The organism is Neorhizobium galegae bv. orientalis str. HAMBI 540, assembly GCF_000731315.1.
GTDB classification, from domain to species: Bacteria; Pseudomonadota; Alphaproteobacteria; order Rhizobiales; family Rhizobiaceae; genus Neorhizobium; species Neorhizobium galegae.
On sequence record NZ_HG938353.1, the window covers coordinates 243206 to 267575 of the forward strand.

The 24370-nt window shown below is 61.1% G+C and carries 19 protein-coding genes, 1 tRNA gene and 1 pseudogene; 14 read left to right on the forward strand and 7 right to left on the reverse strand.

Going from position 1 to position 24370, the window contains the following annotated elements; translation table 11 throughout:
• The first annotated feature begins 31 nt into the window (after positions 1–31).
• Positions 32–1984: an acetoacetate--CoA ligase gene (locus tag RG540_RS01195; protein ID WP_038583777.1), complete on the forward strand. Its 1953-nt coding sequence runs from the start codon at positions 32–34 to the stop codon at positions 1982–1984.
• Positions 1985–2336: 352 nt separating this feature from the next.
• On the opposite strand, the gene RG540_RS01200 is transcribed toward RG540_RS01195, so the two are convergent.
• Positions 2337–6245, reverse strand: coding sequence for an ATP-binding protein (locus RG540_RS01200; protein ID WP_038583779.1), 3909 nt, complete (start codon positions 6243–6245; stop codon positions 2337–2339).
• A 237-nt stretch (positions 6246–6482) separates the two neighbouring features.
• Between RG540_RS01200 and RG540_RS01205 the strand changes: the two genes are divergently transcribed.
• Positions 6483–6929: a phasin gene (locus RG540_RS01205; protein WP_038583781.1), complete on the forward strand. Its 447-nt coding sequence runs from the start codon at positions 6483–6485 to the stop codon at positions 6927–6929.
• A 146-nt stretch (positions 6930–7075) separates the two neighbouring features.
• A tRNA-His gene (locus RG540_RS01210) sits at positions 7076–7152 on the forward strand.
• Between the two features lie 127 nt (positions 7153–7279).
• Here RG540_RS01210 and RG540_RS01215 read toward each other — a convergent pair.
• Positions 7280–7924 (reverse strand): NrsF family protein, encoded by a 645-nt coding sequence (locus tag RG540_RS01215; RefSeq protein ID WP_038583784.1) that lies wholly within the window; start codon positions 7922–7924, stop codon positions 7280–7282.
• A complete protein-coding gene (locus RG540_RS01220) occupies positions 7921–8469 on the reverse strand; it encodes a sigma-70 family RNA polymerase sigma factor (protein ID WP_038583787.1) in 549 nt (182 codons plus the stop codon). Before RG540_RS01220 ends, RG540_RS01215 begins: the two co-directional genes overlap by 4 nt.
• A 186-nt stretch (positions 8470–8655) precedes the next feature.
• On the opposite strand from RG540_RS01220, the gene RG540_RS01225 reads away from it, so the two are divergent.
• The 3 genes from RG540_RS01225 (at position 8656) to RG540_RS01235 (ending at position 10642) form a co-directional block, all read left to right on the forward strand.
• Positions 8656–8919, forward strand: coding sequence for a pentapeptide MXKDX repeat protein (locus RG540_RS01225; protein ID WP_038583789.1), 264 nt, complete (start codon positions 8656–8658; stop codon positions 8917–8919).
• Positions 8920–9014: 95 nt separating this feature from the next.
• The gene (locus tag RG540_RS01230) at positions 9015–9869 is read left to right on the forward strand and encodes a cytochrome b/b6 domain-containing protein (RefSeq protein ID WP_038583792.1); all 855 of its coding nucleotides are present in this window, start codon (positions 9015–9017) and stop codon (positions 9867–9869) included.
• A complete protein-coding gene (locus tag RG540_RS01235) occupies positions 9866–10642 on the forward strand; it encodes a molybdopterin-binding protein (protein ID WP_038583795.1) in 777 nt (258 codons plus the stop codon). Before RG540_RS01230 ends, RG540_RS01235 begins: the two co-directional genes overlap by 4 nt.
• A gap of 8 nt (positions 10643–10650) precedes the next feature.
• Here RG540_RS01235 and RG540_RS31010 read toward each other — a convergent pair whose 3' ends face one another.
• Both RG540_RS31010 and RG540_RS01245 read right to left on the reverse strand, forming a co-directional pair.
• Positions 10651–12537, reverse strand: coding sequence for a sensor histidine kinase (locus RG540_RS31010; protein WP_051909207.1), 1887 nt, complete (start codon positions 12535–12537; stop codon positions 10651–10653).
• A 30-nt stretch (positions 12538–12567) separates the two neighbouring features.
• On the reverse strand, positions 12568–14718 hold the full coding sequence (locus tag RG540_RS01245; protein ID WP_244446603.1) for a putative bifunctional diguanylate cyclase/phosphodiesterase: 2151 nt from the start codon (positions 14716–14718) through the stop codon (positions 12568–12570).
• 294 nt (positions 14719–15012) lie between these two features.
• On the opposite strand from RG540_RS01245, the pseudogene RG540_RS01250 reads away from it, so the two are divergent.
• The 4 genes and pseudogenes from RG540_RS01250 to RG540_RS01265 form a co-directional block, all read left to right on the forward strand.
• A pseudogene (locus RG540_RS01250) lies at positions 15013–15201 on the forward strand (alkanesulfonate monooxygenase); the annotation flags it as partial.
• A 23-nt stretch (positions 15202–15224) separates the two neighbouring features.
• Complete coding sequence (locus RG540_RS01255) at positions 15225–17057, forward strand: TRAP transporter large permease (RefSeq protein WP_038583805.1); 1833 nt, start codon at positions 15225–15227, stop codon at positions 17055–17057.
• A 29-nt stretch (positions 17058–17086) separates the two neighbouring features.
• Entirely contained in the window at positions 17087–18085 is a 999-nt protein-coding gene (locus tag RG540_RS01260) for a TRAP transporter substrate-binding protein (RefSeq protein ID WP_038583809.1), read from the forward strand.
• Positions 18086–18397: 312 nt separating this feature from the next.
• Positions 18398–18643, forward strand: a complete 246-nt coding sequence (locus RG540_RS01265; RefSeq protein ID WP_038539927.1) for a helix-turn-helix domain-containing protein — start codon at positions 18398–18400, stop codon at positions 18641–18643.
• A gap of 79 nt (positions 18644–18722) precedes the next feature.
• Here the strand turns inward: RG540_RS01265 and RG540_RS01270 are convergent, their stop codons facing one another.
• Positions 18723–19604 carry a LysR family transcriptional regulator gene (locus RG540_RS01270; RefSeq protein WP_038583811.1) on the reverse strand — a complete coding sequence of 294 codons (882 nt, stop codon included), beginning with the start codon at positions 19602–19604 and terminating at the stop codon, positions 18723–18725.
• Positions 19605–19631: 27 nt separating this feature from the next.
• Positions 19632–19940, reverse strand: a complete 309-nt coding sequence (locus tag RG540_RS01275) for a putative quinol monooxygenase (RefSeq protein WP_038583814.1) — start codon at positions 19938–19940, stop codon at positions 19632–19634.
• A 113-nt stretch (positions 19941–20053) separates the two neighbouring features.
• On the opposite strand from RG540_RS01275, the gene RG540_RS01280 reads away from it, so the two are divergent.
• The 4 genes from RG540_RS01280 to RG540_RS01295 all read left to right on the forward strand — a co-directional run bounded on the left by RG540_RS01280 (position 20054) and on the right by RG540_RS01295 (position 24367).
• Positions 20054–21550 carry a CoA-acylating methylmalonate-semialdehyde dehydrogenase gene (locus RG540_RS01280; RefSeq protein WP_038583817.1) on the forward strand — a complete coding sequence of 499 codons (1497 nt, stop codon included), beginning with the start codon at positions 20054–20056 and terminating at the stop codon, positions 21548–21550.
• A 169-nt stretch (positions 21551–21719) separates the two neighbouring features.
• Positions 21720–22040, forward strand: a complete 321-nt coding sequence (locus RG540_RS01285; protein WP_038583820.1) for a hypothetical protein — start codon at positions 21720–21722, stop codon at positions 22038–22040.
• 178 nt (positions 22041–22218) lie between these two features.
• Entirely contained in the window at positions 22219–23313 is a 1095-nt protein-coding gene (locus RG540_RS01290) for a YjgN family protein (RefSeq protein WP_051909208.1), read from the forward strand.
• Positions 23303–24367: a M48 family metallopeptidase gene (locus tag RG540_RS01295; protein ID WP_038583823.1), complete on the forward strand. Its 1065-nt coding sequence runs from the start codon at positions 23303–23305 to the stop codon at positions 24365–24367. The genes RG540_RS01290 and RG540_RS01295 overlap by 11 nt, the downstream gene beginning before the upstream one ends.
• Positions 24368–24370: the final 3 nt, after the last annotated feature.

A 24370-nucleotide genomic window follows, 5' to 3' on the forward strand; every position in this document is an offset into this window, starting at 1 on the left:
GGCGGGGTTCTCCGAGGGTGGAGGAATGGGAATGGGCAATGAACAACCGCTCTGGAGCCCCTCGAAGGAAGCGCAGCAGAAAACCCCGCTTTATCATTTCATCAGCTGGTGCGCCGAGCGCTTTGGCAAAGTCTTCCTCGACTATAATGCGTTCTACGCGTGGTCGATCGCCGAGCGCGCCGATTTCTGGTCCGCGGTCTGGGAATTCTCCGGCGTCAAGGGCGAGCGCGGCGACCGAGCGCTGATCAATGGCGAAGACATGCTTGCCGCCCGCTTTTTTCCTGATGCGACGCTGAATTTCGCCGAAAATCTGCTTTCCGGAACAGGCGCCGGAGACGCGCTGATCTTCCGCGGCGAGGACAAGGTGAGCCATCGCTGGTCCTGGGATAGGCTTCGCGCCGAAGTCTCCCGCCTGCAGCAGGCCTTCAGGGGGCTTGGCATCGAGAAGGGCGACCGTGTCGCCGCGATGATGCCGAATATGCCGGAAACCGTTGCCTGCATGCTGGCCGCCGCCTCGATCGGTGCCATCTGGTCTTCCTGCTCACCTGATTTTGGCGAACAGGGCGTGCTCGACCGTTTCAGCCAGATCGACCCGAAACTGTTCATCACCTGCGACGGCTACTGGTACAACGGCAAGCTCCAGGATGTCGCCGCCAAGGTGAGGGCGGTTTCCGAGGTGCTGAAGACGCCGGTTCTGGTGGTGCCCTATGCGGGCGATGCTCCCGCACTCGCCGCGTCGCTTGCCGATGCCCGCACGCTTGCGGATTTCACTGCGCCTTACGAGGCGCGGGCGATCGAGTTCGCGCCGTTGCCATTCTCCCATCCGCTCTACATTCTCTTCTCGTCCGGCACGACAGGGGTGCCGAAATGCATCGTCCATTCGGCCGGCGGCACGCTGCTGCAGCATCTCAAGGAGCTTCGCTTCCACTGCAGCCTGGAGCCTGGCGAAAGGCTGTTCTATTTCACCACCTGCGGCTGGATGATGTGGAACTGGCTGGCGTCTGGCCTGGCAGTCGGTGCCACGCTCTGCCTGTTCGACGGCTCACCCTTTGCGCCGAATGGCAACGTGCTGTTCGACTATGCGGAAGCTGAAAAGTTCGCGGTGTTCGGCACCTCGGCAAAATACATCGACGCGGTCCGCAAGGGCGGCATCGCTCCGAAGCAGAGCCATGATTTGGCTGCGCTCAGGCTCGTCATCTCCACCGGTTCGCCGCTCTCGCCGGAAGGTTTTTCCTTTGTCTACGAAGGCATCAAATCCGACGTGCATCTGGCCTCGATTTCGGGCGGCACCGACATCGTTTCCACCTTCGTGCTCGGCAATCCGCTGAAGCCGGTCTGGCGTGGCGAGATCCAGGGGCCGGGCCTGGGGCTCGCCGTCGACGTCTGGAACGACGACGGCAAGTCGGTGCGCCGGGAAAAGGGCGAACTCGTCTGCACCAAGGCCTTCCCGTGCATGCCGCTCATGTTCTGGAACGATTCCGGAGGCCAGAAATACCGCGCCGCCTATTTCGAGCGCTTCGAGAATATCTGGTGCCACGGCGATTTCGCCGAATGGACCGAACGTGACGGCATCGTCATCCACGGCCGTTCGGACGCGACACTCAATCCGGGCGGCGTGCGGATCGGCACCGCCGAGATCTACAATCAGGTGGAGCAGATGGAAGAGGTGGCGGAAGCCATCTGCATCGGCCAGGACTGGGACGACGACGTCCGCGTCATCCTCTTCGTCCGCCTCGCGAACGGCCTGACGCTGAGTGACGATCTCGCCAAGGCGATCAAGGCCCGCATCCGCACCGGCGCGTCGCCGCGCCATGTCCCGGCCAAGGTCATCCAGGTCGCCGATATTCCACGCACCAAGTCCGGCAAGATTGTCGAACTCGCAGTCCGCGACATCGTGCACGGCCGGGCGGTCAGGAACAAGGAGACGCTCGCCAATCCGGAAGCGCTCGATCTGTTCGACGGCCTTGTCGAGTTGAAAAGCTGAATGGCCGGGTATCCCCGACGAGGCGAGATGTATCGATACGGTACATCTCCAGCATAAATTCCAGAAATGGAGCGCCGTTAACGCGCTATTAAGCCGCTTTGATCAAAAGTGGAGCAACATGGTTTCGTCTCGTGTATGAAATACGCCTAGCCGCGAGCTTTCATAGACATGACGTCTCCACCGACCCTCGTTGGACAGCATTAAACTTCAAAGGCAGCTTCGGCTGCCTTTCTTTTCAGGTTATACTCAACTTTTAGATGCGACAATATACAGCAACAACCGAACCCAGCCGGCGAGAAGCAGGGTATTACCTGCAGCAGTGAGGATGCCAAACTCGGTTACAATCTCCTGATCAATTCGCAAGCACCCGCGGCGAAGGGAAGGTGATCTCCACCAGCGTGCCCTCGTTCGGCGCCGAAGTGATCGCGAAGGCGGCGCGGTTTGCATCGACCATCGCCTTTGTCAGCGGCAGGCCAAGACCGGTACCGTCGCCGCGCTTATGCGAGGCGCTCGACACCTGGCGGAACGGCTTCATGGCAAGCTCCAGCTCCGAGCGAGTCATGCCGATGCCGGTATCGCGGACACGAAGTACCACGTTTCCATTGGTCTCGTAGGCGGTGGACACGACGATCTGACCGCCCGAGGGCGTGAAGCGGATGGCGTTCGACAGGATGTTCAGGACGATCTGCTTGATCGAGCGCGGATCGGCGACCACCTGTGGCACGGCATGCGAGAGCGCCGTGCGGATGATGACGCGCTGGCCGTTTGCCTGCGGCTGCACCAGCGAGACGGCTTCCGACACCGCCTCGTTCAGGCCGACGGCGACGAAATCGAGCTCCATCTCGCCCGCCTCGATCTTGGAAATATCGAGGAGGTCGTTGACGATATCGAGTACATGTCGGCCGGAGCGGCTGATGTCGTTGGCATATTCGACATAACGCGCATGGCCGATCTGGCCGAAGCGCTCGCTCGCCATCATGTCGGCAAAGCCGATGATCGCGTTGAGCGGCGTGCGGATTTCATGGCTCACATGGGCAAGGAATTCGCTCTTATGGGCATTTGCGGTCTCGGCGGCGCGCTTGGCAGTGCGCAGCTCGTCTTCGGTGCGCTTCCACTGGGTGATGTCGCGGATGACGGCGCAATAACCGTTCGAGGAGGTCAGCTTGCCGATCGTCATGAACAGCGGCAGGAAGCCGCCGGAAGCTTCCCGGCCGATCACTTCGCGGCCGTCGTTGAGGACGCTGGCGACGCCGTGGCCGGCAAGGCCTGCGAGATAATCGAGGATCGCCCGCTGGCTCTCATGCGCAAACAGCGTGACGAAGGGTTTGCCGCTGATCTCTTCGTTGTCGTAGTTGAAGAGCGCGCTCGCCGCCCTGTTCAGCGAGCGAATGTCGCCATCCGCGCCGATGATGACCACACCGTCCGTGGCCGTTTCCAGGATCGCGCGCAGCTCGGTTACCTCGACCTGTAGCTTGGCCAGCTGGTCGGCAGCGCGGGGCGCCCGCAACGGAATGACCTCCGCCGCGTCGCCATCCTCGGTGGAGCTCTGTACCTCGGCCACGACCGGCATCAGCGCCAACATGAGGACGGTCGAATTGTCCCAGCGGACGGATTGAAGGCGTGCCGTCACCGGCACCAGTTCATCGTCGGCACGCACCACGACCATGCCGCCGGCCTCCGCCGTCTTGCCTTCGAGATCCTGGCGCTGCAGCAGCGCATCGAGACCGCCGACTTCCGCCAGATCGTCGATCGAAGCATAACCGGTCAGCCGCAGGAATTCCGGATTTCCGTGGATCAAAAGGTCGCCGCTGTGCACGAGAAGAGCCACCGGCATCTGGTCGACGATTTCCGCGGAAAGACCGATCCGCTCGCGGACCGGGATCATCTGGCTCAACAGTTCACGGTCGGAAAGTTCCGGATGCGGGTCCACCGGCGCCTCTGCGGCAGCCTCCGCCCCTTCGGTGGGCTCGATCGGCGCGTCGGCAAAAGCCTCGTTCGCTTCTTCGGCGAATGCGATCGCCTCTTCCTCGGAAATCTCTTCTGAAACGGGGGCGACAGGTTCCTCGCGCACAGTCTCATGTTCGAGCTGGGTGGGCTCTATCGCGGTCGGCTCGTTCTGTTCGACAACGGGTACCTCCGCCTCGGTCGAGGTCTCCGGCTTCTTTTCCTCGTTACGGCGACCGACGAAATTGTCGAGCTGGCGAGCGATCTCGCGGAAGGCCGCTTGCTCGACGGGGGTCAGTCCGTCGCGGCGGTTGGAGCGGCGCTCTTCCAGCTGGATGACCTTGTCGGAATGGCGGCGGCCGGCGTTTTCGACGATCCGGAGCGCCGGGCGTTCGCCAGCCGGCCAGTCGAGCAGCGAAGGAACCTGCCGGCCGGACATGGACGGCTGCGGCTTGTCCTCCGGGGCGGGCTCCAACGGCAGGTCTTTCGCAAGCAAGTCTTCGGATGGTGTCGCATCGGCGGATATGTCTTCGGCGGCCGCAGGCTGCTCGGCATCTTCCGTGACTTCCAGCTCTTCGAACGCGGCGTGCTCCTCGATCGCAGAAGCCTCTGCAGCCGGTTCTTCACTCGCGGAGCTTTCAGCGTTTGCGTCTTCGGCCGAGCCGATCTCAGCTGGCGCATCGATGGCTTCGTCCTGCCCGACGGCCAGATCGTCTTCTGCCGTCAAATCCGCTGCATCGGCAGGCATCTCATAGGCTTCGGAAACAGCCTCAGCTTCCGGTTCGGCCACATCCTCCGGCACGGCGCGGGTCAGGGTCAGGCCAACGGCATTCGGATCCTCGGCTGCATCGCCGATGCGCACGATGCCAAAACCGCGAAATCCGTCGAACTCGCGGGTACGGGTATATGTCGGCAGCGCGGCGAGATCGACCGGCACCATCAAAGACGTGCCCTCGACCGGCCACCAGATCGTCTTGCCGGACCAGGTATCGCGCTTGTTGAGCAGTTCGGTGATCTTGCCCTCGGGATCGAGATAGAAGAGGGCGGCGAGATCGGTAAAAGCCATGCCGTTGATATCGGCGGCATGCGGGCCGACAGCGTCGGCAAATTCGCTCGAAACTTCCCTGAACCGGCCTTCGGCATCGATTTTCCAGACGAAACGGGTCGCGCGCCCATCGCGGCGGAAAACGAAATCGTCCGGTTCCGGTGCGGCAATTTCGGCGGCTGCGGGTTCGACTGCAGGCGCCGCCTCCACCATCTCAGGCTCGCCAGCCACGGTTTCCTCGGTGGCGGTTTCGGAAACGGCCTCTTCCGTCGTCTCGATCGTTGCGGCCGAGGACGCGGCATCGATTTCCGAATTCGGCGCGGCCTCTTCAGGCGCGACCTGTTCAATCGGTTCTTCGGAAGCAGCGGCGTGGACGGGAGCAAAGTTTTCGCTGGGTTCCAGCAAAATTTCTTCTTCAGGCTCTTCCGTGTCGACGATCTCCGACACGGCGGCAATCACATCGGCAAAACCGTCGGCAGGCGCCGGCTCGGGTGCGAAGTCCTCGGTGTCGCCGCTTGCGGCAAGTTCGACCACGGCTTCTTCGACGGCGTCGGCATTCGCCGGCGCATCATCGCGCGGCTCGTAGCCGTTCGCGGCGGTGGCCCGGCCCTGTTCGGTCTCGACCGTGAATAGGAGATGCAGGGCCGGTTCGTTGGAAAGCTTGCCGATCGCAGCCGGCAGGTAGCCCTTGGAGGTCGGGATGGGGCGCTTGACGAGGCGGCTCGGATCGGCGCCCGCCATTGTCGTCATCATCTTGGCGGTGTGGGTGGAAACGCCGAGCCCCGCGAACTCGGCCGAGGCGGCGAGCACCTCACCGTTTTCGTCGATCACCGCCATATGCGTATCGGGATCGTCGAAGCCTTCGATCATCCGGGCCGCGGAGGCTGAAGGTGAGAGCCTGCCCCGTTCCACCGGCGCGCTGAACAGCACGGCCGTTTCGCCATGAACCTGAACGAGTTCGCAGACCGCCTGCACGGGAATGCGCTGGAAACCGGAAGCGACGCGGATCGTCAGGTTACGGATGTCACCGACTTCGCCGAGCTGGCGCGCAGCCGCTTCGATCTGGCGGAAGGCGATATCGACGCGGTTCGGACCCTGGTCGAGGAAATCGTAGATGGAGCCGAAGCCGAAAAGATCGGCGCCGCGCCCGTTCGCCCAGAGAGGGCTTTGCATGTCCGGAGAAAACAGCACGATCGCTTCGCCCGCCGCAAAACGATCGCGGACGCGCTCGTGCACGGCAATATCGATGAACGGGTATTGGACTGCGGACATAGGCAAAACCTACAGGACGTTTGTGACCGGACTTCTACGTAATTTAACGGATTGTTAATAACCTTCCGCGGCCTTCGGGTCGAGAGCGGCGCTATCCAAACCGTCGACAGGGTTAATGCCGGGATTCATTTTATTGTGCACCGCACAATGATGTTGCAATGCACAACGAGATGGTCTATATAAGAGGCATGACATCTTCGGTTCTGCCGAAGAAATCGCCAACGAGGACCTGAAACGATGGCATACAAGACCGACGATATCTTTTCCTTCTCCGCTTTCGATCCGTCCAAGATGACCGAAGGCTTCCGCGACTTCGCCGAAAAGGGTGCCACCCAGTCTCGCGAAGCCTATGCTAAGATGAAATCCGCTGCCGAGGAAGCCACCAAGACGGTGGAATCCACAATGCAGTCGGCGCAGGCTGGCTCTGTCGAACTCGGCCTCAAGGCGATCGACGCGCTGCGTACCAATGCCGAAAACTCGCTGACCCATATGGAGTCGCTGCTCGGCGTGAAGTCCTTTGCCGAACTGATCGAACTGCAGACTGGTTTCATCCGCAAGCAGGCTGAAATCACGGTTGAGCAGGCCAAGTCCATGCAGGACACCGCCCGCAAGATCGTCGAAGACGTGACGAAGCCCGGCAAGGAAGCCGCCGAAAAGGTCATGACGACCATCAAGGCTGCCTAATTCTTAGAGCTTGATTTGAAGGAGAAGGCCGGAGCATGCTCCGGCCTCTTCTATTTGCGGGAAAGGACTTTCTATTTGCGGGATAGGACTTGCAAAAAAAGTCCGATCACCGTATGTGACCCCCAACGGCGCCCGAGGGCGCTTGTGCGGTTGTAGCTCAGTTGGTTAGAGCGCAGGTTTGTGGCACCTGAGGTCGGAGGTTCGAGACCCCCCAACCGTACCATTTTTCCAAAATCCCATTTTTTTTGAATTCAGTCGAGCAAATTTGCGGTTGGATTCCCGCATTTGAATTGTCGCGGAACAAAGCGAGGGGCCGATGAAATTATCGGATGTGAGGCGTTCCCGCCCGCTCACCAGCGCAACAGGCGCGGTCCCAGAAGCGAGCCGGCAATGCCGGTCAGCAGGATGCCGAGCGAGTACCAGATGAGCACGAAGGGCATGCCGTTCTCGGTGCAGAACCAGGAATAGACCCAGGCGCCGGCAGCACCCGCCGCGATCCCGGCGATGAAGCCGGTCAACCTCAGATCAGTCGGTGCGCCATGGCGCAGCACCCACACGTTTCCTGCAAACACCGGAAGCGCGAAGAGGAAGATCAGCAGTGGGCAATGCAGCGCCGACGATCCGATGATCATTTTGGAATAGTTTGCGGCCGGCGACATCACCAGCTGGATCACGGCGACCACAGCCATGATCGCAACGATCGCCGCCGCGGTCTGGAAGAACCGTCCCCTGGAACCGCCAGGCCGTGCCAGATGATAGGCGGCGAGGAAAGCGGCGATAGCCAGCAACGCATTGTAGGCGGACTTGATCCAGAACACCGGCAGCATCAGCGCTTCGGCCATGTCGATGCGCAGGCCGAGGATCGCCAGCATCAGTACCAGCGACACGGCGAGCGCCGGCAGGACGCCGATCACGAAGCGGCGTGCCAGCGCATGCCGCGGCACCGGCTTCAGGTCGCCTACCAGGCTGTCGATGATGTCGTCCGTCTTTCTCACTTTCCGCCTCGCAATTTCTCCGCCAGTGCCTTGAGCCCTCGATGAATGCCGACCTTGACCGCCGATTCCGACTGGCCGGTCCGGCTCGCCGTGTCGGCCACCGACTGGCCTTCGAGCTTCACCTGACGGATCAATTCCCGCTGTTTCGCCGGCAGGCTTTCCAGAAGCCGCTCGACATCCATCCGCGCGGAGATCGCTTCCTCATGGTCGTCGCTCTCGAAATCCTCGCCGAGCTCCGTTTCCGCCATCATCCGGCCGCCGCGGCCGCGATGGTGGTCGATCAGCTTGTAGCGGGCGATCGAGAAGAACCACGCCGTGAACGGTCGCTCGCGATCGTAGGTCTCCCGGCGCGAATGCAGTGCCAGCAATGTCTCCTGGACAAGGTCTTCCATGTCCGCTTTCGTTGCAGCTGCCATTCGGCGGCTGTAATATCCGACGAGCAGGACACGCACCGCGTTGAGCAAACGCCGATAGGCTACCTCGTCCCCATCGAGGGACAGAAGCATCATAGCCTTCAGGGCTTCTTCCGAATGGGCGCTCGTCATGCTGTTTCAATGATCATTCGGAAAAGCACGTAAACGGTTACAGGTGGAATGGAAAATATTTCGGATGCTTTCGGCCTATCACATAACCGTGAGGCTGTAACGACTTTCTGCGCGGGTCGAATTGATGGTTGTGAGCCCTCGGCAGGCAGCCGGCGGACACATCGATTGATCCCAGGAGGACATCCCATGACCAAGCTTCTTTCCAGCCTCGCAGCCTGCACCTTCGTCGTCGGCCTTTCGCTTGCCGGCGCGGCGAACGCCCAGAGCAGCATGAGCAGCGACACGATGAAGAAGGACTCCATGAAGACCGACACCATGAAGCAGGACTCGATGAAGAAGGATTCGATGGCGACCGGCAGCACCAAGACCGACTGCATGCACAAGGCCGGCATGGAGAAGAACGCCATGAAGAAGTCCGAGATGATGAAGGCCTGCGACGCAATGAAGTAATGTCGTGAAATGATCTGACCGCGGCCGCTGAAACTTTTTGTCTGGCGGCCGCGTCTATCTGCTGGAGCCCACTTCCCGCATTCGGAGGAAACACCATGGCCACGATCGAAGCCGGCGTTGCGACCGGCCGGACGGTCATCTACCGCCACAGCCTGCTGGTGCGTCTCTCGCACTGGGTGAATGTGTTCTGCATGACCGTGCTGTTGTTCAGCGGCCTGCAGATATTCAATGCGCATCCCGCGCTCTATTGGGGCCAGTATGGTGCCGACAACGATCCGTCCTTCATTTCCATGGAGGCGGTCGAGGATGGCGACAAGGCCAAGGGCGTGACCCGCGTCGGTTCGCTGACTTTCAACACGACCGGGGTTCTCGGCCTCTCGCAGGTCGACGGCGAGGCGACCGCGCGCGGTTTCCCCGAATGGCTGACGATCCCGAGCTATCAGGATCTCGCGACCGGCCGGCGCTGGCATTTCTTCTTCGCGTGGCTGTTCGTCATCAACGGCTTTATCTATCTCGCCTACGGGCTGTTGAGCCGGCATTTCCGCCGCGATCTCTTACCCGCAGGAAATGAACTGACGCCCGCGCACATCGGCCACGAGATCGTCAATCACGCCCGGCTGCGGTTTCCGAAAGGACCGGAAGCGCGGCATTACAACACGCTTCAGAAGCTCACCTATGTCGCGGTTATCTTCCTGCTCCTGCCGCTGATGATCCTCACGGGGCTCACCATGTCGCCCGGCTTTAACGCCGTGGCGCCCTGGCTTCTCGATATATTCGGCGGCAGGCAGTCAGCCCGCACGATCCACTTCCTGACGGCCTTTTCCCTCACCGCCTTCGTGGTGGTCCACGTCGCGATGGTGATCCTGTCGGGTGTCTTCAACAATCTGCGTTCGATGATCACCGGTTATTACGCCATCGACCAAGGGGATATAAAGGGAGACAAGCTATGAGCCGCATCATCACCCGCCGCCGCTTCCTGATCGGCGCGACCATGACGGCTTCGGCGCTCGGCCTGAGTGGCTGCGACGCGATTGTCGAAAGCGACCGGACGAAATCCGTCCTCAAGATCGCCGAGGGTTTTTCGATGAAGACCCAGCGCTTCCTGCTCGGCGACGATGCGCTGGCCCGTGAGTTCACCGAGGCGGATCTCTCGCCGGTGTTTCGCGCCAACGGCACCAGCATGCCGGACAATCCGCAATATCTCGACTGGATGAACCAGCAGTTCTCGACCTGGAAGCTGGAGGTCGGCGGTCTGGTCGACAAGCCTATGCAGCTGTCGCTTGCCGACTTGAAGGCGCTGCCGGCCCGCACCCAGATCACCCGGCACGACTGTGTCGAAGGCTGGAGCGCGATCGGCAAATGGACCGGCGTGCCGCTCGGCGCTCTGCTCAAGACGGTCGGCCTGAAGCCGGAGGCCCGCTACATAGTCTTCCATTGTGCCGACGAATACGAAAAGACGCTCGATGGCACCGGCTGGTATTACGAGAGCATCGACCTGGTGGATGCCTTCCATCCGCAGACCATCCTGGCTCACACGATGAACGGCCGCGACCTTGAAGTCGCCCATGGCGCGCCGCTGCGGCTGCGTGTCGAGCGCCAGCTTGGCTATAAACAGGCGAAATATCTGACACGCATCGAAGCGGTAGCCGATCTCGGCCGTCTTTACGGAGGCAGCGGCGGTTTCTGGGAGGATCGCGGTTACGAATGGTATGCCGGGATCTGAGAAGGAGCTCAGGTTTCCGCCCGTGCCGGAGCAACTCTCGGAAGCCGGATGATGAACCGGGTGCCGCGGGCCCTGTCGCCCGGCGGGCTTTCGACGGTGATCGATCCGCCGAGAACCTCGGTGACGATCTGGTGGACGATATGCAGTCCGAGGCCCGTGCCGCCGCTGTGACGGGCCGTGGAAAAGAACGGTTCGAATATCTTCTGGATGTCCGTCTCGTTTATCCCGCGACCGTTATCGGTGAATTCGATGAGGACCTGCTCCCCCATTCTCCGAACATCGATGATGATCATGCCGGGTTTGCCCGCATCGAAGGCATGCAGCAGCGAGTTGTTGAGGAGGTTCGACAGGACCTGGGCAAACGGCCCCGGATAGGTGGTGATCGCCAGATCATCAGGCACGTTCACCGTCAGGCTGACGCCGGCGCTGGCGTCCCATTTGCGCAGGCGCGGATCGGCATCGGGAATGAACGCGGCGAGATCGATATCCCGTCGCTCCAGCGTCGCGCGGTCGACCGCAACCTGTTTGAACCGTTGAACCAGCGCGGTGCATCGATGAATGGCGTCGCGCACCAGATCGAGGCTGACGTCGCTGTCTGCGATATAGAGGTCGAGATCGGAGCGGCGCAGCCCCGCTGCAAGCCGTTCCTTGAAAAGCCTGAGATCCTTGGCGGCCTTGCTGAGCACGAGTGCGGCACTTCCAAGCGGCGTGTTCATCTCGTGGGCGACGCCGGCAACCATCAGGCCCAGCGACGACAGCCGTTCGGCCCTAGCAAGTTCCCGTTGGGTTACGCTCAGTTTTTCATTGGTGTCGCGCAGCGTCTTGTTCGTGTCCTCCATTTGCCGCGCCCATTCCGCCTCGGCCTCCATGCCGTTGGCCAGGCGGCCGGTTACCGCAAGCGCCACCATGGCGAGGATTGCCGCGACCGCGCCGAGAATGAGTTTCCCCCTCGTTTCCTGGTCGTTGATCGCGGTCGCCGAGTCACGGGCGAGCAGATAGAGGTCGGCACCCGCGGCACGTCTTTCCGCGACTTCGCCTGTTGCCAGCAAGCTCGCAACGGGCTGGAAGCGACGGTAGTTCCAAACGCCGCCCCTGCTGCCGAAAAGCCCTCTTTCCCCGTTGCCGATCGCCCGCAACATCTCCGCCTCAGCCGGGCCGGGCGTTGAGGCCCCAAGCTGCCAGCCCCAGTTCGCATCCGCATTTGGACCTTGGAGCCAGTATCCGGCCTGGTTCATCAGATAGAGCTCGACGCTCCTGTCGAGGCGCTTCAGGCGTTCGAGCAATCGCGTGGCGCGGTAGTTGATGACGATGATGCCCTGCTTGGTCCCATTGCGGAAGACGGGGCTTGCAACGCGCAATGTCGGCAGGTGGGGGACCTCGACCACGCCGTTGTCGATATTCAGTTCGAGGGCAGAGAAATAGAGGCCGTTCAGCGGCAGCGGAATCGTATCGCGAAAATAGGGCTGGTCCGCCTTGTTCTGCAGCTGCTCGCTGCTCACGACGACCGGTTCCGCGCCGCTGCGGCGGTTGACGCGCAGCCGTTCATTGCCGTCATTATCCAGCCACCGTACCTGATCGTAATCCGGCGAACTGGCGGCAAAACTCTGGAAGATTTCAGCGCTTAGCGGAGCAAGCCGAGTGGTCGTTTCGCCGAAGCGCGATTGCAGGTCGGCGAGAAACAGGGCGTCGCGGCCCAGCCGGTCCAGGGCCCGACCGAGAATGTCATAGCCTTGCGACAGGGTCTCCTCCCTGTTGCGGATCTGAGGTTCCCGCGCGTTCGCGCCGATCTGATGCCAGAGCAATGGAACGCCGATGCCAAGTCCCACGACCCAGGGTACCACGAAGATGGCAAGCCGCCTGCGATGGCGATAAATGGCCCGGAGAGACGGAAACATGCGAGTTGCGGACGAGCGGATCATAGGCATTTACACAGTCTTGACGGGCGAATTCCGCAGCCTGGCCAGGAACTGCTCGAACGGCTCAGGACGGGCGTAGAGAAAGCCCTGCGCCAGGGTGCATCGTCTCGACTGCAGCCATTCTGCCTGCTGCTCTGTTTCGACACCCTCGGCGAGGACACGCATGTTCATGCGTTCGCCAAGCCGAATGATCATCTCGACGATCGTCTCGTTCTGGCCGGCACCGCCGAGACCGGCAATGAAGGACTGGTCGATCTTGAGTGTGGCGGCCTCCAGGGAGCGGAGCTTTGCCAAGGAAGAATAGCCCGTGCCGAAATCATCGATGGCGATGGCAAATCCTTTGCGTCTGAGAATGGAGAGAACGTCGTCAGCATGTTGCTGCTCTTCCATGGCGACGGTCTCGGTAATCTCCAATTCCAGCCGATCCGGCGATAAGCCATAGCGGCGGATGGTCGCGATCAGTTCGTCGATGAACTCCTTTCGTCCAAGCTGCACCGGCGAGACATTGACGCCGAGGGTGATCCCTGGAAATCCCGCTTCGTCCATGGAGCGGAGCGCGCTGCAGGCCTGTTCCAGGATCTGCTGACCTAGGGGCACGATCAGCCCGTTCGCCTCTGCGAGCGGAATGAAATCCGCCGGAAAGATCGTCGATCCATCCGGGCGCGTCCAGCGCGCCAGGATCTCCGCGCCAACAATCCGATTGTCGGTCAGGTCGATCTGCGGCTGGAAAACGACAGTGATTTCCCGGTTGAGCACAGCCTTGTAAAGCTGCTGCGAAAGAGCGAACCGGCGGCGCGTTTCCTCTTCGACATTCGGATCGTATTCGATGAGTTGGCCGCTCGTCCCCTTCAGCCCGGCCTTCTTCAGGAGCAGAAGTCCTGTCGCGATGACGGTTTGAGCCGACGTGAAGTGATTGAGATCCAGAGACGCTGCCTCCGCGCCGAAAAACAGCGCTTCCGGGGTTTGGGCTCCCGCTTCGAGGCGGTTCACATAGTCGATCCGCACCAGATATTCCGGGCCGAGCACGGCAAATACATCTTCATGCAAACGGGCGATCATGCAGGGCGGCGGAAAGGCCGCCGCCAGGCGCTTCACGAAGGCGCGCAGCAGATGATCGCCCTGTTCGACGCCGAGGGAGACGCAGCTTCTCGCATATTGGTTGAGTTCGATGAACAGGACCTTCCGCCTGCGGGGCGGCGGTATCTCGAGTGCCGCCTGAATGCCACGCTTCAGGGCGTTGCCGTTCGCGATCTCGAGCAGGCCGTCTTCGTAGGCGATCCGATCGAGCTGGCTCGTCAGCGCAACATTGATCAGGCCGGTGCCGATGTTGGTCGCGAAGACCCGCAGCAATTCCCGCTCCGTATCGTCGATGAGCCTGTTTGTCGCTATGTAGGCTGCCGCAGCAGGTGCGACCGCCTGGCCCGGGAAAAACAGAACCTGCGCCTTTTCCGTCTCGATGCTCGCCTGTTCGTCCAGCGAGCGTTGGATCAATTCCCGAATCGATTGGTCGTTGATGGTGTCGAGGGTCTGGTTGATGGCCGAAGCGAACCGCCCCGCCGAGCCGATGATCCTCGGCGGATGTTCGTGGTCACGCCCGCGGACGCAGACGATGCCGTCCTCGCTGACGCCGAGAAGTGCGGCCAGTTCGTGGATCATCCGGCGGGAGAAATCTTCAAATCCCGAGGATCTTGCCAGGCTATTGCTCGCCTCGACAATGCTCTGGAGGCCTCGGCGGGCACGGTTCAGCACATCGATCTGCTCGAAGGTCCTGAGGTTTGCGGTAAGAATGCTGTGAAGCCGCTCGTTGGTCAGGTCGGTCTTCAGCCAATAATCTGCGATATCATAGGTCTCGAGCGACGATTGCATCGGCGCGATGCCTGGCTGTCCCGTGAGAAGCACGATACGCAGCTGCGAGTTGCCGAGAACTTCGCGGATCGTGCGGACCAGCCGGAGGCCCGCATCGTCCGTCTCCATCACCACATCGAGCAGCAGGACCGCGATTGAAGGCGTTTCGAGCAGAAGCTTGGCTGCCTCGTTGGCAGAACTGGCAATCAGTATACGCGGGGCGACGCCGCGATAGGTGTAGCCCGAAAGCGAGAGCTTGAGGGAATTCTGGAACATCGCATCGTCATCGACGCTCAAGATGGTGAAATCACGCATCTCCGCCCCGAATTGGTCGGGCGAGGCCCCCGTCCCGGCAGCGGGTTCCGGGTGAAATTCGAAGAGATCCTGAGATTGCGTTTCTTGTTCGATATCGCCCACGGACACATCCCCCGATTGTCGCGCAAGGGCAGGACCCTTGCATTTCCGCGAATCCATTAATTCATCCAAAACCCTGGCATGTCTCGCAAAAAATGAGCGTGTGGCGAGATTTTGGTCTCAACTGCGGATCGAGGCCCGTTGCGGGACGGGAATGGTCGCCGTAAAAGGCGGGATCTCTCAAGCCGCGCTTGAATTGCGGCCGTGCGAAAGGCCGGCGTCGAAACTTTTATCCTTTCCCGCATGCCGCTGCTTGAGGAAGCCTATCGCTTCGGCGAAAAGGTATTGCCGCGTCTCGATGTTGCCCGCGAGGTATCGGTATCGCGTCATTTCACCTGGTCGACGCTCTTTGATTGTGGTCTCTCCACGGTCAAGACCGCCTGATCCTCCTGCAAAGGTAAGAACCCGTGGCAGCCAGCCGATCCGATTTTCTCGAGCAGACGGCAATCCCCGGCGACGGTATCGCAGCGAGGGTGCTGAAGGGCGTTGAGACTGTCCTCGGCGCCATCGCGGCGCTCATCCTCGCCGTTCTGCTGACGGTGGTGCTGGTCAGCGTCTGCCTGCGTTATTTCTTCAACACTGGTTTCATCGGCACCGAGGACCTCGGCATCTGGCTGCATGTGGCGCTGATCTCGATCGGCGCCCCGCTCAGCCTCAACAGCGCGCTGGCGATGCGGTTGGATGTTTTCGTGCGTTTGGCTCCCGCTCGGCTGCTGCCGGTAACCCAGGTGCTGGCGGACGTGTTCACGGTGCTTGCGGCGCTGATCTTGCTGTTTGGCGGTTCCGAAATCATGGCCATGCTCGGCGGTATTTCTCCGACGCTTGGCGTTCCGGAGTGGATACGCTTCGGTTTCCTTGGTGCAGGCGGCGTGCTGATCATCATTGTCCTTGTATTGCAGCGGGCAGCCGAGGGCAGGGTGCTGCCGGTGCTGATATCGCTTAGCCTCGGCGTAGCGCTTTATTTCGGCATTCCCGAAGTCTTCATCGATAGCGAATTGCCGCCGAGCCTTTTCCTGGCATTGGTCGCCGCGCTCGGCCTTGTGCTGGCGGCGCCGTTGGCGCATGCGTTCTTGACCGCAGCCTATGTGGCGATCACCTTCGGCAGCAGCCTGCCGGAGCCGGCGATCGTGTCCTCGACGGTCACCGGCATGTCGAAATTCCTGCTGCTGGCCATTCCCTTCTTCCTGCTGGCCGGCGGGTTGCTGACCTCTTCCGGCGTCGCCAACCAGCTCGTCCGTTTCGCCGCATCCATGGTGGGACACCGCCGGGCGGGGTTGGCGCAGACGACGCTGCTGACCAGCGTGCTGTTCTCGGGCGCGTCGGGCTCATCCGTCGCCAACGCTGCCTTCGGCGCCTCGACCTTCCAGCCGGAACTGGTGAAGCACGGCTATCCGCCGGCCCAGGCGGGGGCGATCATCGCCGCGACCTCGGTGCTCGACAACGTCATCCCGCCGTCGATCGCCTTCCTCATCCTCGCGACCGCCACCAATCTGTCGGTCGGCTCGCTGCTGGTCGGCGGTTTCTTCGCCGGCGGCCTGATGGCGATCTGCCTGGCGGTGGCCATCCATATGTCGGTCCGCGAGCAGGTCGCCTTGCCGCGCGCCTCCGGACGCGAGCGCTGGCAGGCCGCCATCTCGGCCATTCCCGCCTTCGGCCTCGGCATCATCGTCGTGGTCGGCATCCGCATCGGTATCGTCACCACGACGGAAGCGGCTGCTCTCGCGGCGCTCTATACGATTATCCTCGCCGTCTGGGGGAGGGTGGGAGCCGGCTCGCTGCTCGCCTCGTTCCGGCAGGCTGCGACGGAGTCCGCTGCGATCGGCCTCTTGATCGGTACGGCCGGCCCCTTCGCCTTCCTGCTTGCGGTCGACAATGTCTCCGGCCTCGTCTCGGAGTTCGTGACGAAGCTCGGCGGCAGTGCGCTGGCGGTCATCGTCCTCTCCAACGTTATCCTGCTGGTCGTCGGCCTGGTGCTCGATATCGGCGCGGCGATCCTGCTGTTCGGCCCGATCCTGCTGCCGGCCGCCGTCGCCGCGGGGATCGATCCGATCCATTTCGGCGTCATCATCGTCGTCAACCTGATGATCCACGGCCTGACGCCGCCGCTCGGCATGCTGATCTTCGTGGTCAGCGGCGTCACCCGCATCCCCGCGGCCGCGCTGTTCAAGGCGGTCGTGCCCTATCTGCTTGCACTTCTGGTTTCCCTGGCGATCCTTTGCGCCTGGGCGATCATCTTTTAACCGCTTCACATCTCCGGGGACCTTAAGACATGGACAACATCAACCGCCGAACCCTCCTGAAGGCCGCCACAGCAACCGGCGTGGCGCTTGCCGCGCCCGTCTTCGTGCGCAGCGCCGCCGCCCGCACCACGACGATCACCACCGCCTCGCTGCTTGGCGACGACAAACCGGAATCGAAGATCTGGGTGAAGATCGGCGAGCTGGTGGAAGCCAAGCTGCCGGGCCAGTTCAAATTCAACGTCGTCAAGAACGGCGCGCTCGGCGGCGAGAAGGAAGTGGCCGAAGGTGCCCGCCTCGGTGCCGTGCAGGCAAGCCTTTCGACCGTCTCGTCACTGTCGGGCTGGGTGCCGGAACTGCAGGTCCTCGATCTGCCGTTCCTCTTCCGCGACGCAGCACATGTCCGCAAGACGGTCGATGGCAGCATCGGCGCCGACCTCAAGCAGAAGCTCGCCGCGCAGAATTTCGTGATCGGCGACTTCATCAACTACGGCGCCCGCCATCTGCTGACCAAGGAGCCGGTCACCCGTCCGGAACAGCTGAAGGGCAAGAAGATCCGCGTCATCCAGAGCCCGCTGCACACCAAGCTGTGGAGCGCCTTCGGCACCGCACCGGTCGGCATTCCGATCACCGAGACCTATAATGCGCTGGCGACCGGCGTTGCCGACGCCATGGACCTCACCAAATCCGCCTATGCCGGCTTCAAGCTCTATGAAGTCGTGCCCTACATGACCGAGACCGGCCATATCTGGGCGTCCGGCGTCATCTATTATTCCGCAAGCTTCTGGAACCAGCTGAACCCCGAGCAGAAGACGGTCTTCCAGGAGGCCTCGAAGGAAGGAGCTGCCTATTTCAACCAGCTCATCGTCGACGACGAGGCGGCATCCGTCGCGGTGTCGCTGAAGAATGGCGGTAAGCTCTTGAAGCCGGAAGTCTTCGAGGAATGGCAGAAGGGCGCGCAAGGAGTGTGGCAGGATTTTGCCGCAATCGCCGGTGGCATCGACAGGATCAAGGCAATCCAGTCGGCCTGATAGCATTTTCCAAAGGTTAAGAAAATTTAATGTGGCACCGCAAACGCGGTGCCATTTCTGTTTTTTCAGCTCGATTTAAGGCAAAAATGCCCAATTCCAGTCATTTTAAGCGAGTCGAGTAAGTGGACGCTGCCTTCTTTCGACCCGAAAGTGAACACATTTTTGTGCACTGCACTAATCGCCCTTGTCTCGGTCGTCAGCATGCCTATGTTTGCGGCAGCCGGTGCCTAATTTTTTAGACTCCTGCGTCTCGGGCGTTCGTCCCCCTTCACCTGACCGGTTTTCGGCAGGCCATTCTAGAAGGAGCATACAATGACAATTTCGATCAATAATTTCGCATCCGCCAATGGAGCGAAGCTTTCTCCGCAGCATATTGCCTCAGCCGTCGCCGAAACGCGCCGTTCTGTCGGCTACAGCATCGAAGAGCTTGCCATCACGACCGGCCTCGTCAACGACGAGATCGTTCGTATTGAAAACGGCACCGATGCCGACCCAGCTAAGCTGAAGCGCATTGCCGCGGCACTCAAGGTTCCGGTTACGACCTTCCTGCCTTCTTGATACAAGGTTTTCCGGCCGCTCCGGCGGCCGGACCCTGTTTGGGTCTTCTCGTTTTTTCTCGTGAAGACCGTCCTATCCGTCACACAAAAATGTGGCTTTCCCCATCGACCAATTCCTTCAGAAACTCGACCACCGTCCTCAGCCGCATCAGGTCGCGGGTCGTTTCGTGGTAGGTGGTCCAGTAGGACCGCCGGATGATGGTCTCGGGCAGAACACGAACCAGTTCCGGATATTGTCGCGCGACATAGTCGTGAAGGATGCCAATGCCGGCGCCGGAACGGACCGCCTCGGTCTGGCCGATCGCGCTTGAAATCTCGAAGCTGGCATCCCAATCCCGCATCACCTCGCCGGTGAAATTCAAGGACGGCGAAAAAATCAGGTCCTCCACATAACCGATGCGGGGATGGCTCTTCAGGGCCTCTACCGTCTGCGGTGTTCCTGCCTGATCGAGATAGGTCTTCGAGGCATAGAGGCCGAGCGTGTAATCGGTCAGTTTCGAAGAGACAAGCCGGCCCTGTTCCGGGCGTTCGATGGTGATGGCGATATCCGCCTCCCGCTGGGAGAGCGAGAAGGATCGCGGCACGGGCACCAGCTGCAGCTTGAGTTCCGGATGGCGGCGCGTCAGCCGTCCGAGCCGTGAGGCAAGGAAGGAAACGCCAAAGCCGTCGGGCGCCCCGATTCTGACCGTGCCGGCGATCGCCGCGTCGATCCGCCCGGTACTCGCCTGCGCTGCCAGCATCTCCGTTTCCATCCGCTCGGCAGCTCGAAAGAACACCTCGCCCTCTGCGGTCAATTCGCAGCCATTGGTCCGGCGGATGAGGAGGCGAGTACGCAAATCCTCTTCCAGCGCCGTCACCCTCCGCCCGAGCGTCGCATGGTTGACACCGAGTCGCCGCGAAGCAGCCAGGATCTGGCCGGCGCGGGCTACCGCCAGAAACATGCGGACATCGTCCCAGTTCATTGTTGGTCGTCTTTCAATGTTTGCTGCTTACTTTGCTCGCATCATCACCGGATCGAGGTCGATCAGCCTGAGAGACTTCACCATGTCCGCCGTATGTTCTTTATACTTCAGGAAATGCGGCGTCCGGAGATGGGCCTCGTAGGCTTTCTGGTCCGCATATACCTCCAGGATACGGACTTGCTCAGGCCGTTCCTTTTCTGCGACGGCATGCAACATCAGCACGCCCGGCTCATTGTCCACCGATGCCTCGATTTCCTCGGCAAGGAGGGCTCGATAGGGGTCGATTTGTGCGGGATGAATTTCCAGTTCCGCAATCCTGACGATCTTGCCAGACATGATAGCCCCGGTCTTGCTTCAATTTCTGCACAACGGATGCTTATTCCACTCCATTGCTTTGTGCAAATCGAAGTGTAGACTCCCGCCACTTACCAAAAATGGAGGAGCATACCATGCGTGAGATCGGGCATTTCATCGGCGGCAAGCATGTCGCCGGCACCAGCGGCCGCACGGCTGACGTCTTCAATCCGGCAACTGGCGAAGTCCAGGCGAAGGTTTCGCTTGCCAGCGTTTCGGAAATCCGCGCTGCAGTCGAAAACGCCAAGCAGGCTCAGCCGAAATGGGCTGCCACCAATCCGCAGCGTCGCGCCCGCGTCTTCATGAAGTTCGTCGACCTGCTCAACCAGAACATGGATGAACTCGCCGAGATGCTGTCGAAGGAACACGGCAAGACGGTCGAGGATTCCAAGGGCGACGTCATCCGCGGCCTGGAAGTCTGCGAATTCGTGATCGGCATCCCGCATCTGTCGAAGGGCGAGTTCACCGAGGGCGCCGGTCCGCAGATCGACATGTATTCGATGCGCCAGCCGGTCGGCATCGGGGCCGGCATCACCCCGTTCAATTTCCCGGGCATGATCCCGATGTGGATGTTCGCGCCGGCGATCGCCTGCGGCAATGCCTTCATCCTGAAGCCGTCGGAGCGTGATCCGTCCCTGCCGATGCGCCTCGCCGAACTGATGATCGAAGCGGGCCTGCCTGCCGGTATCCTCAACGTCGTCAATGGCGACAAGGCGGCCGTCGACGCGATCCTCACCGATCCGGATATCGGCGCCATCTCCTTCGTCGGCTCGACCCCGATCGCCCGTTACGTCTATGGCACGGCTGCCATGAACGGCAAGCGCGCGCAGTGCTTCGGCGGCGCCAAGAACCACATGATCATCATGCCGGACGCCGATCTCGACCAGGCCGTCAACGCGCTGATGGGGGCCGGCTACGGTTCCGCCGGCGAGCGCTGCATGGCTGTTTCGGTTGCCGTTCCGGTCGGCGAGGAAACCGCCAACCGCCTCGTCGAAAAGCTGATCCCGAAGATCGAGTCCCTGCGTATCGGCCCCTACACGGACGAAAAGGCCGACATGGGACCGGTCGTCACCAAGGAAGCACACGCCCGCATCAACGGATTGATCAACCGCGGCGTCGAGGAAGGCGCCAAGCTTCTGGTCGATGGCCGCGGCTTCAAGCTGCAGGGTTACGAGAACGGCTATTTCGTCGGCGGCACGCTGTTCGACCATGTCACGCCTGAGATGGACATCTACAAGCAGGAAATCTTCGGCCCTGTCCTCTCGGTCGTCCGCGCCCATAACTATGAAGAAGCGCTCGATCTGCCGATGAAGCATGAATACGGCAACGGCGTTGCGATCTACACCCGCGACGGCGATGCCGCCCGTGACTTCGCCAGCCGCATCAATATCGGTATGATCGGCATCAACGTTCCGATCCCCGTTCCGCTCGCCTATCACTCGTTCGGTGGCTGGAAGGCTTCGAGCTTCGGCGATCTCAACCAGCACGGCACGGATTCGATCAAGTTCTGGACCAAGACCAAGACGATCACCGCCCGCTGGCCGTCCGGCATCAAGGATGGTGCCGAATTCGTCATGCCGACGATGAAGTAAGCAAAAACTCGGTCGAATTATCAGGCGGGCCTCTTCGGGGGCCCGTTTTTGTTGTTGTCATATCCGATTTACCAAGCAATTTAATCCCGCTTTATCCGTGAATACTGGCCAAATCGTCAGCGGTTCTCGTTTATACGAATGACGGTAAAGTAACAAAAAGGGGACGGGCATGGCTAAAAAGGTAATGATGAAGAACGATAGCATCGGTCTGACCAAGAAGGGTTTCCACGGTTTTTCGTGGACCTACCTTTTCTTCGGCTGGCTGGTTCCGGTTGTACGCGGTGAAATCTCCATCGGTGCCCTGCATCTGGTGATCTCGGTGTTCACCGCGGGCATCTCGCAACTCATTTTCTCCTTTCTCTATAACAAGCAGTATACGCATCGGCTGATCGAAAAAGGTTATCGGTTCGCTGACACGCCGGAGAACAACGCTGCTGCGGCCGAAGCGCTCGGCGCCGATCTCCCCGTCGGGACGCCGGCACACGCCTGAGGGGCCAATCGGGAAATGAGCAAAACGGGTCTCGCAGGAGGCCCGTTTTGTTTTTGGCGACCGAGAACCTGATTACGTGTCGCGCGAACAATTGAAATGACATATCCAGGCCCTACAATCATGCGGGGAATCGGGCAGGCAGCCGTCTCGACGGTATTCGGCAAGGGGATATGACATCATGGCAATAGCAGAGACGGCGCCTCGGGCGGCGGCGGGGCAGTCTTTTGAGCGCGCATCGTTCACCGGCAGCGCCAGCGAATATTTCGGTATCTGGATCGTCAACGTTCTGCTGACGATCGTCACCCTCGGCATCTATTCGGCCTGGGCCAAGGTGCGGCGCATGCGATACTTCTACGGCAATACGGTCATTCTCGACCGCGCCTTCGAATATCACGCGACCGGCAAGCAGATCTTCATCGGCCGGCTGATCGTCATCGCGTTCCTGATCGTGATCAACATCGGCACGGCGATTTTTCCGCCGATCGGCATCCTTACTCCGATCGTGATCCTGGTTGCTCTGCCGTGGCTCATCAAGCGCAGCCTGCGTTTCAACGCCCGGGTGACGAGCTACCGCAACGTGCGTTTCGATTTCGTCGGCACCGCGGGCGGCGCTTTCGTTGCGATCCTGCTCGGCAGTTTTGTCGCCTTCATTTCTTTCGGCATCCTGGCGCCGCTTGCTAGCCGCTGGACCTGGCGATACCTCTTCAACAACCTGCGGTACGGCGATCGGCCGTTTTCCAGCGATCCGCAGCTCGGCCGGCTTTATGGCGTCTGGATCCTGCCGGCATTGATCGTGTTCCTGGGTAGCATCGTCTTCGGTTTCATTGCCTTCGTCGTGATCGTCGGTGCTGCGACCGTCATGCGCGAGAGCGCCGAATTGACGAGCACGCAGATGACCGTGCTGAGCATCGCAGGTCTCTATGCCGGGGTCTTCATCTATTTCATCCTCTATGGTGTTGCTGGTCTCTTCTATCGGGCGGGTGTGCGCAACGTCGCCTGGTCGGCGGCGCAGCTTGACGGTCGCCATCAGCTGGTCAGCGATATCTCCCGGCTGCGTTATGCCTGGATCGCAATCAGCAACGTGATCGTCACCGTGCTGACGCTCGGACTGATGCGCCCCTGGGCGGCGGTCCGGATGGCGCGGTATGTGAACGAGCATTCCGGTATCCGAATCAACGGCGATCCGGGCGAGATCCTCTCCTCGATCGAGGCGACCGGTGCGGCGATCAGTGCCGAATACATGGATATGGAAGGTTTCGACTTTGGCTTCTGAAGGCATGGGGATCGCGAGGGGCGAATGGCATCCGGCCAATTCCAGCCGCGCAATCCCGGCCGTTCTGCGCGAGGATGGCAGTCTCCTCGTCGCAGCGGAAGAGGGGCGGGCCCTCGCCTCTGCCGTGCCGGAGCGGGTCGAAGTCAGTTCGCGGGTCGGCTCTATTCCGCGGCGAGTGAGTTTCCCGGACGGTTCCGTGTTCGAAACCCGCGACAACGAGGGCATCGACACCTATCTCCGCGCCAAGCGAGGCCATCGCAGCGGCCTGATCCACCGGCTGGAGCGGTTCCATCCGCGGCTGATCGTCATGACGATCGCAGTCATCCTGCTTGCGGCCTCGATCTATCGGTATGCGGTACCCGTGCTGGTGGAGGTTGCCGTCCTGGTAACGCCGCCGTTCGTGCCGGAACTGATCGGCTCCGGCACGCTCGCCTCGCTCGATCGGACGATCCTGAAACCCTCCGAGTTGCCGGAAGGCGAACGACAGGCGATCTCCGAGGGCTTCGCGAAACTCGCCGAACATTCGAAGGGCGGGCAGCGAGCCTATCAGATTTATTTCCGGGATGGCGGCGTGATTGGCCCAAATGCCTTCGCACTTCCGGACGGCAGCCTGATCCTCACCGACGATCTGGTGAAGCTCGCCAACGGCGACAGGGAAATGATCCTCGGCGTGCTCGGTCACGAGATCGCCCATGTCGAGGGTGAGCACAGTCTGCGGCAGCTCTATCGCGCCGCAGGCGTCGCCGCGCTGGTCATGCTGATTGCCGGCGATGTCGGCTCGGGCGTCGAGGATATCCTCACGCAGGGCGGCGCACTGCTGGCATTGTCCTATTCGCGGGCCGCTGAAGCGGAGGCAGACCGCCGTTCTGTCGAGCTGATGCGGGCTGCCGGTTACGATCCCGCCGCGCTTGCCCGCTTCTTCGTGGTCCTCAAAGACAAGCTCGGAGACCATAGCGACGCGAGCATCCTGTCGAGCCATCCGGGCACCCCGCAGCGTCAGCAGGACATCCGCAATTATGCCGCCGAGCTTGAAGGTCGGCCTCAGGCAAGGTAGCCG

Coding starts and splice junctions, on each gene's coding strand:
- RG540_RS01195 (WP_038583777.1), top strand. CDS start 32: ATGGGCAATGAACAACCGCTCTGGAGCCCCTCGAAGGAAGCGCAGCAG.
- RG540_RS01200 (WP_038583779.1), bottom strand. CDS start 6,245: ATGTCCGCAGTCCAATACCCGTTCATCGATATTGCCGTGCACGAGCGC.
- RG540_RS01205 (WP_038583781.1), top strand. CDS start 6,483: ATGGCATACAAGACCGACGATATCTTTTCCTTCTCCGCTTTCGATCCG.
- RG540_RS01220 (WP_038583787.1), bottom strand. CDS start 8,469: ATGACGAGCGCCCATTCGGAAGAAGCCCTGAAGGCTATGATGCTTCTG.
- RG540_RS01225 (WP_038583789.1), top strand. CDS start 8,656: ATGACCAAGCTTCTTTCCAGCCTCGCAGCCTGCACCTTCGTCGTCGGC.
- RG540_RS01230 (WP_038583792.1), top strand. CDS start 9,015: ATGGCCACGATCGAAGCCGGCGTTGCGACCGGCCGGACGGTCATCTAC.
- RG540_RS01235 (WP_038583795.1), top strand. CDS start 9,866: ATGAGCCGCATCATCACCCGCCGCCGCTTCCTGATCGGCGCGACCATG.
- RG540_RS31010 (WP_051909207.1), bottom strand. CDS start 12,537: ATGTTTCCGTCTCTCCGGGCCATTTATCGCCATCGCAGGCGGCTTGCC.
- RG540_RS01245 (WP_244446603.1), bottom strand. CDS start 14,718: ATGCGTGATTTCACCATCTTGAGCGTCGATGACGATGCGATGTTCCAG.
- RG540_RS01260 (WP_038583809.1), top strand. CDS start 17,087: ATGGACAACATCAACCGCCGAACCCTCCTGAAGGCCGCCACAGCAACC.
- RG540_RS01265 (WP_038539927.1), top strand. CDS start 18,398: ATGACAATTTCGATCAATAATTTCGCATCCGCCAATGGAGCGAAGCTT.
- RG540_RS01270 (WP_038583811.1), bottom strand. CDS start 19,604: ATGAACTGGGACGATGTCCGCATGTTTCTGGCGGTAGCCCGCGCCGGC.
- RG540_RS01275 (WP_038583814.1), bottom strand. CDS start 19,940: ATGTCTGGCAAGATCGTCAGGATTGCGGAACTGGAAATTCATCCCGCA.
- RG540_RS01280 (WP_038583817.1), top strand. CDS start 20,054: ATGCGTGAGATCGGGCATTTCATCGGCGGCAAGCATGTCGCCGGCACC.
- RG540_RS01285 (WP_038583820.1), top strand. CDS start 21,720: ATGGCTAAAAAGGTAATGATGAAGAACGATAGCATCGGTCTGACCAAG.
- RG540_RS01290 (WP_051909208.1), top strand. CDS start 22,219: ATGGCAATAGCAGAGACGGCGCCTCGGGCGGCGGCGGGGCAGTCTTTT.